The 6490-nt window shown below is 72.2% G+C and carries 6 protein-coding genes and 1 tRNA gene; 6 read left to right on the top strand and 1 reads right to left on the bottom strand.

Annotated elements, in window-relative coordinates; translation table 11 throughout:
- Positions 1 to 159 precede the first annotated feature (159 nt).
- Positions 160 to 1716 carry an MFS transporter gene (locus AC3WRM_RS18335; RefSeq protein WP_492249989.1) on the bottom strand — a complete coding sequence of 519 codons (1557 nt, stop codon included), beginning with the start codon at positions 1714 to 1716 and terminating at the stop codon, positions 160 to 162.
- Between the two features lie 219 nt (positions 1717 to 1935).
- On the opposite strand from AC3WRM_RS18335, the gene AC3WRM_RS18330 reads away from it, so the two are divergent.
- The 6 genes from AC3WRM_RS18330 to AC3WRM_RS18305 all read left to right on the top strand — a co-directional run bounded on the left by AC3WRM_RS18330 (position 1936) and on the right by AC3WRM_RS18305 (position 6346).
- Positions 1936 to 2553: a mycothiol-dependent nitroreductase Rv2466c family protein gene (locus AC3WRM_RS18330; RefSeq protein WP_492249988.1), complete on the top strand. Its 618-nt coding sequence runs from the start codon at positions 1936 to 1938 to the stop codon at positions 2551 to 2553.
- Between the two features lie 252 nt (positions 2554 to 2805).
- Positions 2806 to 3705 carry an alpha/beta hydrolase gene (locus AC3WRM_RS18325; protein ID WP_492249987.1) on the top strand — a complete coding sequence of 300 codons (900 nt, stop codon included), beginning with the start codon at positions 2806 to 2808 and terminating at the stop codon, positions 3703 to 3705.
- A 44-nt stretch (positions 3706 to 3749) separates the two neighbouring features.
- A complete protein-coding gene (locus tag AC3WRM_RS18320) occupies positions 3750 to 4208 on the top strand; it encodes a ribose-5-phosphate isomerase (protein ID WP_492249986.1) in 459 nt (152 codons plus the stop codon).
- Between the two features lie 42 nt (positions 4209 to 4250).
- Positions 4251 to 5099, top strand: a complete 849-nt coding sequence (locus tag AC3WRM_RS18315; protein WP_492249985.1) for an Fpg/Nei family DNA glycosylase — start codon at positions 4251 to 4253, stop codon at positions 5097 to 5099.
- On the top strand, positions 5096 to 6208 hold the full coding sequence (locus AC3WRM_RS18310) for a PP2C family protein-serine/threonine phosphatase (protein WP_492249984.1): 1113 nt from the start codon (positions 5096 to 5098) through the stop codon (positions 6206 to 6208). The genes AC3WRM_RS18315 and AC3WRM_RS18310 overlap by 4 nt, the downstream gene beginning before the upstream one ends.
- A gap of 64 nt (positions 6209 to 6272) precedes the next feature.
- Positions 6273 to 6346 (top strand) — tRNA-Gly (locus AC3WRM_RS18305).
- Positions 6347 to 6490 lie beyond the last annotated feature (144 nt).

The raw sequence follows: 6490 nt of genomic DNA, 5'->3' as shown, positions 1-6490 counted from the left end.
CCCCCCCCCCCCCCCCCCCCCCCCCCCCCCCCCCCCCCCCCCCCCCCCCCCCCCCCCCCCCCCCCCCCCCCCCCCCGCTGCGCGCACTGCAGCGCGCAGTACGGGCAGTGGGAGTCGGTCGTCGGGACCTGCGCGACCTGGTCGTGGGGCACGGGTACCTCAGACCCGGGCGCGGGACATCGCCGACCCGGGCCGCAGGTACACCGCCCAGGTGACCAGCAGGCACACCACGTAGAACCCGGCGAACACGGCGAACGCGCTGCGCACGGCGGCGACCGGGTCGTCGATCCACGGGGCGCCGAACGTCATGGGGATGAGGAACCCGCCGATGGCGCCGATGGCGCCGACGATGCCGAGCACGGCCGACGCCTCCCGGGTGGCCTGGACGAGCGCGGCGCTCCGCTCGGGCGACCCTTCGGGGCCGGCGGCCTCGGCGCGCACCTTCCAGATGATCGGGATCATTCGGTACGTCGAGCCGTTGCCCATGCCCGACGCTGCGAAGACGAACAGGAACGCGGCGAGGAAGAACCAGAAGACCTGCTCGTTGGACTCGACGGCGCTGCGGACGGCGTCGGGGTAGGTGAACGTCGCGGGGTCGACGGTCGTCGGGTCGACCTTCGGGACGGGGGTCAGCCGGGTCAGGGTCACCAGCACGGCGAGCGTGCCGACCGTCATGAGCGCGAACGACGCCACCGTCACCCGCGCGCCGCCGAAGCGGTCGGCGAGCCAGCCGCCGAACGGTCGCGTGATCGAGCCGACCAGCGCCCCGAGGAACGCGAACGACGCGACGTTGATGCCGATGCCGACGACGTCGGGCGTGGGCTGGTTGAAGAAGTTGATCTTGATGAGCAGCGGCATGGCGGCCGAGAAGCCGATGAACGAGCCGAACGTGCCGATGTAGAGGAAGGCCATGATCCACGTGTGCCGGTAGCGGACGACGCGCAGCTGCTCCCGGGGCCGCGACGAGGCGACCGCGAGGTTGTTCATGAAGAAGAAGGCGCCTGCCGCGGCCACCAGGGCGAGGCCGCCCCACACGTACGCCGCGCGCTCGAGGTGGATCGAGCCGCTCGCCGCCACGAGCCCGAACAGGCCGGCCCCGCCGACGATCACCGGCAGGAACAGCTGCACGAGCGAGACGCCGAGGTTGCCGCCGGCGGCGTTGAGGCCGAGCGCCGTGCCCTTCCGGCTCGCCGGGTAGAAGAAGTTGATGCTCGCCATCGACGACGCGAAGTTGCCGCCCCCGACGCCCGCCGTGGCTGCGATGACGATGAACACCCAGTAGGGGGTGTCCGGTCGCTGCACGAAGAACGCGAACAGGGCGGTCGGGACGAGGAGGAGCAGTGCGCTGACGACGGTCCAGTTGCGCGCCCCGAAGCGCGGGACCGCGAACGTGTAGGGGAGTCGGATGAGCGAGCCGACGAGGTTCGGCGCCGCGACGAGCCAGAACAGCTGCTGCGGCGTGAACGCGAAACCGGCGGAGGCGAGGAACGTGGCGGTGACGCTCCAGAGCAGCCAGACGGAGAACCCGAGGTGCTCGGCGAAGATCGACCACGCCAGGTTGCGACGCGCGACGCGCTTGCCGGTCGACTCCCAGAACGCGGTGTCCTCGGGGTCCCAGTGGTCGATCCAGCGGCCGGTGCGCCGACGGGGCGGGGCGGCCGCGTCGGCGTCGGGCGCCGTCGCGGTGGGGCGCGGGGTGTCGATCTCGATCGTCATGGACTGCCTCGCTCGGTTCCTGCGCGGGCCGCTGGTCGGCCCGTGGTCGTCGCCGACGTTAGGGACGGCGTGTTTCGCGTCGTGCGTTGCTCGTGTCAGGTCGGGGTAACACCGTCCGCACGCCGCGACGCGACGCACTGTGAGATCGCGGGGAGGGGGGATCGCGGGGCGGGGGAGATCGCGGGGAATGGTGACGCTGCGCACGTGGTTGACGCGTGCATGACTGAGTCGCAGACCGTCGAGACCGTCGACTTCTGGTTCGATCCGCTGTGCCCCTGGGCCTGGATGACGTCCCGTTGGATGCTCGAGGTGGAGCAGGTGCGCGACGTGCACACCGTCTTCCACGTCATGAGCCTCTCGGTGCTCAACGAGGACAAGGACGTCCCCGAGGAGTACAAGGAGATGATCCAGCGCGGGTGGGGCCCGGTGCGCCTCGCGATCGCGGTGGAGCAGCAGCACGGGCAGGAGAAGCTGCGCGAGTTCTACACGGCCATCGGCACGGCGCGCCACCCGGGCGGCCGCGACTTCACCCACGACCTCTACGTCGAGGTGCTCGAGCAGATCGGCCTGCCGACCGAGCTGGCCGACGCCGCGGACGACACGTCGTTGGACGACGCGGTGCGCGCCTCGCACCAGGACGGCATCGAGCGGGTGGGCCAGGAGGTCGGCACGCCGGTCATCTCGGTCGGCGGCACCGCGTTCTTCGGCCCGGTGCTCTCGCCGGCCCCGAAGGGTGAGGACGCCGGCCGCGTGTTCGACGGCGCGCGGCTGCTCGCGGGCTACGACGGCTTCTACGAGCTGAAGCGCACCCGCGACCGCGACCCGATTTTTGACTGAACCTGAGCGAGCGCAGCGAGCGAACGGTTCAGTCAGGTCGAGTAGTGCACGCCGAAGGCGTCGGCCTGTATCGAGACCTGGTGGGCGTCCAGACTCACGCAGGTCCAAGGGCGTAGCCGCGACGGACGAGTAGTGCACGCCGAAGGCGTCGGCCAGTATCGAGACCTGGTGGGCGTCCAGACCCCCGCAGGTCGGGGGGCGTAGCCCCGCCGGCCGCCCGGGCGGACACCCCGCCCCACCTACGATGACGCCATGACGCTCCACCCCCAGGCCCGCGCCTACCTCGACGCCCTCGGCACCGACGACACGCCGCTCGACGTCGAGCTGGTCCGCACGATGCGGTCGGTGTCGCGGGAGGCGGCGCTGGCGGCGCCGGTCCGGACCGAGGTCGACCACGTGGCCGACGTCGACGCCGACGGTGTGCCCTGCCGGCTGTACCGGCCGTCGGCGGGGGCGCCCGTGGCGCTGTACGTGCACGGCGGCGGCTGGGTGCTGCACGACCTCGAGACCCACGACTCGTTCTGTCGCTACCTGGCCGACGTGACGGGGTGGGCCCTGCTCGCCGTCGACTATCGTCTCGCGCCGGAGCACCCCTACCCGGCGCCGCTGGACGATGTGGAGCGGGCGGCGCGCTGGCTGCGCGAGCACGGTGCCTCCCTCGGCGTCGACACCTCCTGGGTGCCTGGCATCGGGGACTCCGCGGGGGCCAACCTCGTGGCGGGCCTGTGCGTGCGCGACCCGCGGCTGCTCGACCACCAGGTGCTGCTCTACCCGGTGACCGACCGACGCGCCCCGCTCGACCCCGGCCTCGAGAACGCGGCACTCGACCTGGCGTCGATGACCTGGATGTGGGACGCCTACGCGTCCGACGACGTCGCCGACCGGCCCGACGTCAGCGTGGCGCGGGCGACGAACCTCGCCGACCACCCGTCCGCCGTCGTGGTCACGTGCGAGCACGACGTGCTGCGCGACCAGGGCGAGGCGTACGCGGCGGCGCTCGCCGACGCGGGCGTCCCTGTCGTCGCCCACCGTGCCCTGGGCATGATCCACTCCTTCTGGCGCCAGCCGGAGCTCTTCGACGCCGCCCGGAGCACGGTCGCGGCCGTCGGCGCGTGGCTCGACGCCGCCCGTGCGTCGTCCCGCACGCCCTGACGGGTCGACGTCCGACGCGGGCCCGGTTCTGGGACACTGACCGCATGCGCGTGCACCTGGGAACCGACCATGCCGGACTCGAGCTGAAGGACCGTCTCGCCGCCTGGCTGACCGACCACGGGTACGAGCCCGTCGACCACGGCGCCTACGAGTACGACGCCGAGGACGACTACCCGCCGTTCTGCGTCGCGGCCGCGCAGGCCGTCGCCGACGAGCCGGGGTCGCTGGGCGTCGTGATCGGCGGGTCCGGCAACGGCGAGCAGATGGCGGCGAACAAGGTCCGCGGCATCCGCGCCGCGCTGGCCTGGAGCGTCGAGACCGCGCGGCTCGCCCGCGAGCACAACGATGCGCAGGTCGTGTCGGTGGGCGGTCGCATGCACACGTTCGAGGAGGCCGTGGAGATCATCGAGGCCTTCCTGACGACGCCCTTCAGCGGGGCGGAGCGCCACCAGCGTCGCATCGACCTGCTCGGCACCTACGAGACCACCGGCGGCTTCGGGTGACCCACGGGTCCTTCCCGACCACTCCACGCGCAGGGCACGACGGTGCCTGAGGGTCACACCCTCCACCGGCTCGCCCAGCGCATCGACGACGCGTTCGCCGGCGACCGGGTTTCCTCCAGCAGCCCGCAGGGTCGCTTCGAGGAGGGCGCCGGCCGCATCGACGGGCTGACGCTCGTGTCCGCCGACGCGTGGGGCAAGCACCTGCTGGTCCGGTTCGATGGCCTGGCGGAGCAGGTGCACGTGCACCTCGGGCTCTTCGGCAAGTTCCGCGTCCGCAAGCACCCCGAGGGCGAGGTGCCCGAGGTGACCGGCCAGGTCCGGTGGCGGCTCGTCGGACCGGCCGAGTGGCCCACGCGCACGGGCGACCTGCGGGGGCCGACGGCGTGCACGCTGCTGCTGCCCGACGAGGTCGACACCCTCCTCTCGCGGCTCGGGCCCGACCCCCTGCGCGAGGACGCCGACCCGGGGCGGGCGTGGGCGCGCATCCACCGCTCGCGGGCGCCGATCGCCACGCTTCTCATGGACCAGTCGGTGGTCGCAGGGGTCGGCAACGTGTACCGGGCGGAGGTGCTGTTCCGCAACGGCGTCGACCCGTTCCTGCCGGGTCGGGAGCTGCCCGAGCCGTTCTGGGACGCGATGTGGGCCGACCTGGTCGCGCTGATGCGCGAGGGCGTGCGCCAGGGCCGCATCGACACCGTGCACGTCGAGCACGGTCCCGACGTCATGGGGCGGGCACCCCGTCAGGACGACCACGGCGGCGAGGTCTACGTGTACCGCCGCGACGGTCGAGCCTGCTACGTCTGCGGCGACACGGTCCGCAAGCAGGAGCTCGCGGCCCGCAACCTGTTCTGGTGCTCGACGTGCCAGCGCGCGGGTACGCTCGGCCGGTGAGGTCACGTGTGAGCCATGCGCGGATGCGCCTGGGCCGGTACGTGGACGACCGCGTCGTCCGCTGGCAGACGGGCACCCGTGAGGGACAGGTCGCCGTGCTGGCCGTGCTCCTGGTCGCCTGCGTCGCGATCTTCCTGCTGTCGCTCACGAACTACGCGGTGTTCCCGGCGCTCACCTTCGTCATCCCGTTGCTGATCGGGAGCATCACGCTGCGCTTCCAGCCGTTGCTGGTGCTCGTCGGCGTCATCGTCGTGCTGGTGACGATCACCGTCTCGCTGGAGTACGTGCGCGAGGGGATCACGGTCAGCCGGGTCAGCTCCCTCGTCATGATGGCGACGGTCGCCGCCATCCAGCTCTGGGAGGCGCGGCGTCGGCGCAGCGGACTTCCCGGCCCGCTGGGCGAGGCCATGCTCGTCGACCTGCGCGACCGGCTCCACGCCCAGGGCAAGGTGCCCCCGCTGCCGAGCGGCTGGTACTCGGAGTCGGCGATGCTCACCGCGGGTGGCGTGCACTTCTCCGGCGACTTCATGGTCGCCAACCTGTCGGCGGACGAGGTCGAGCTCGAGATGATCCTCGTCGACGTCTGCGGCAAGGGCGTCGCGGCCGGCACGCAGTCGCTGCAGCTCGCCGGTGCACTCGGCGGCCTGATCGGTGCCCTGCCCCCGCAGGCCCTGTTCGCGGCCGCCAACGACTTCCTGCTGCGCCAGCAGTGGGAGGAGGGTTTCGCGACGGCCGTGCACGTGTCGATCGACCTGCGCACCGGCTCCTACGGCATCATCAGCGCCGGCCACCCGCCCGTCCTCCACTGGCATCCCTCGACGGGGGAGTGGGCGATCGACGAGGCGCGCGGCACGGCCCTCGGCATCATGCGTCACCCGATCTTCACGCAGACGCACGGCCGTCTGGAGCCGGGGGAGACGCTGCTCTTCTACACCGACGGCGTCGTCGAGTCGCGCGACCAGGGCGTCGAGGAGGGGGTCGCCTGGCTGCGCACGGCCGCGACGCGTGCCCTGCGCGCCGGCGTCGAAGGTGCTGCCGGTCGGATCCTCGGCCGGGTCCGCGCCAAGGACGACGACCGCGCCGTCCTGCTCGTCGCGCGCCAGGACTGACCGAGCCCCGCCCCGGCCCCCGGTCGGCCAGGTGTGGCATCATGGACCCGCTTCGGCCCCGAGAGCGGACGTAGCTCAATTGGTTAGAGTCTCTGCCTTCCAAGCAGAATGTTGCGAGTTCGAGTCTCGTCGTCCGCTCTCGGGGCCGAATCACGTCTCCACCCGCCCCGTCGGCCCCCGCAAGCGGGAGGTGCCCCCAGCGGCGTCGACTACTCGACCAGCGACACGGTCTGCTGGTCGAGTAGTCCGAGCGAGCTTGCGAGGCTCGGACGTATCGAGACC

It is taken from the genome of Aeromicrobium sp. EU05-FHT14F07, from assembly GCF_058790455.1.
The sequence above is the reverse complement of the archived record's forward strand: the minus strand, read 5'-3'. Positions and strand labels throughout refer to the sequence as shown.

Coding starts and splice junctions, on each gene's coding strand:
- AC3WRM_RS18330 (WP_492249988.1), top strand. CDS start 1,936: ATGACTGAGTCGCAGACCGTCGAGACCGTCGACTTCTGGTTCGATCCG.
- AC3WRM_RS18320 (WP_492249986.1), top strand. CDS start 3,750: ATGCGCGTGCACCTGGGAACCGACCATGCCGGACTCGAGCTGAAGGAC.
- AC3WRM_RS18325 (WP_492249987.1), top strand. CDS start 2,806: ATGACGCTCCACCCCCAGGCCCGCGCCTACCTCGACGCCCTCGGCACC.
- AC3WRM_RS18335 (WP_492249989.1), bottom strand. CDS start 1,716: ATGACGATCGAGATCGACACCCCGCGCCCCACCGCGACGGCGCCCGAC.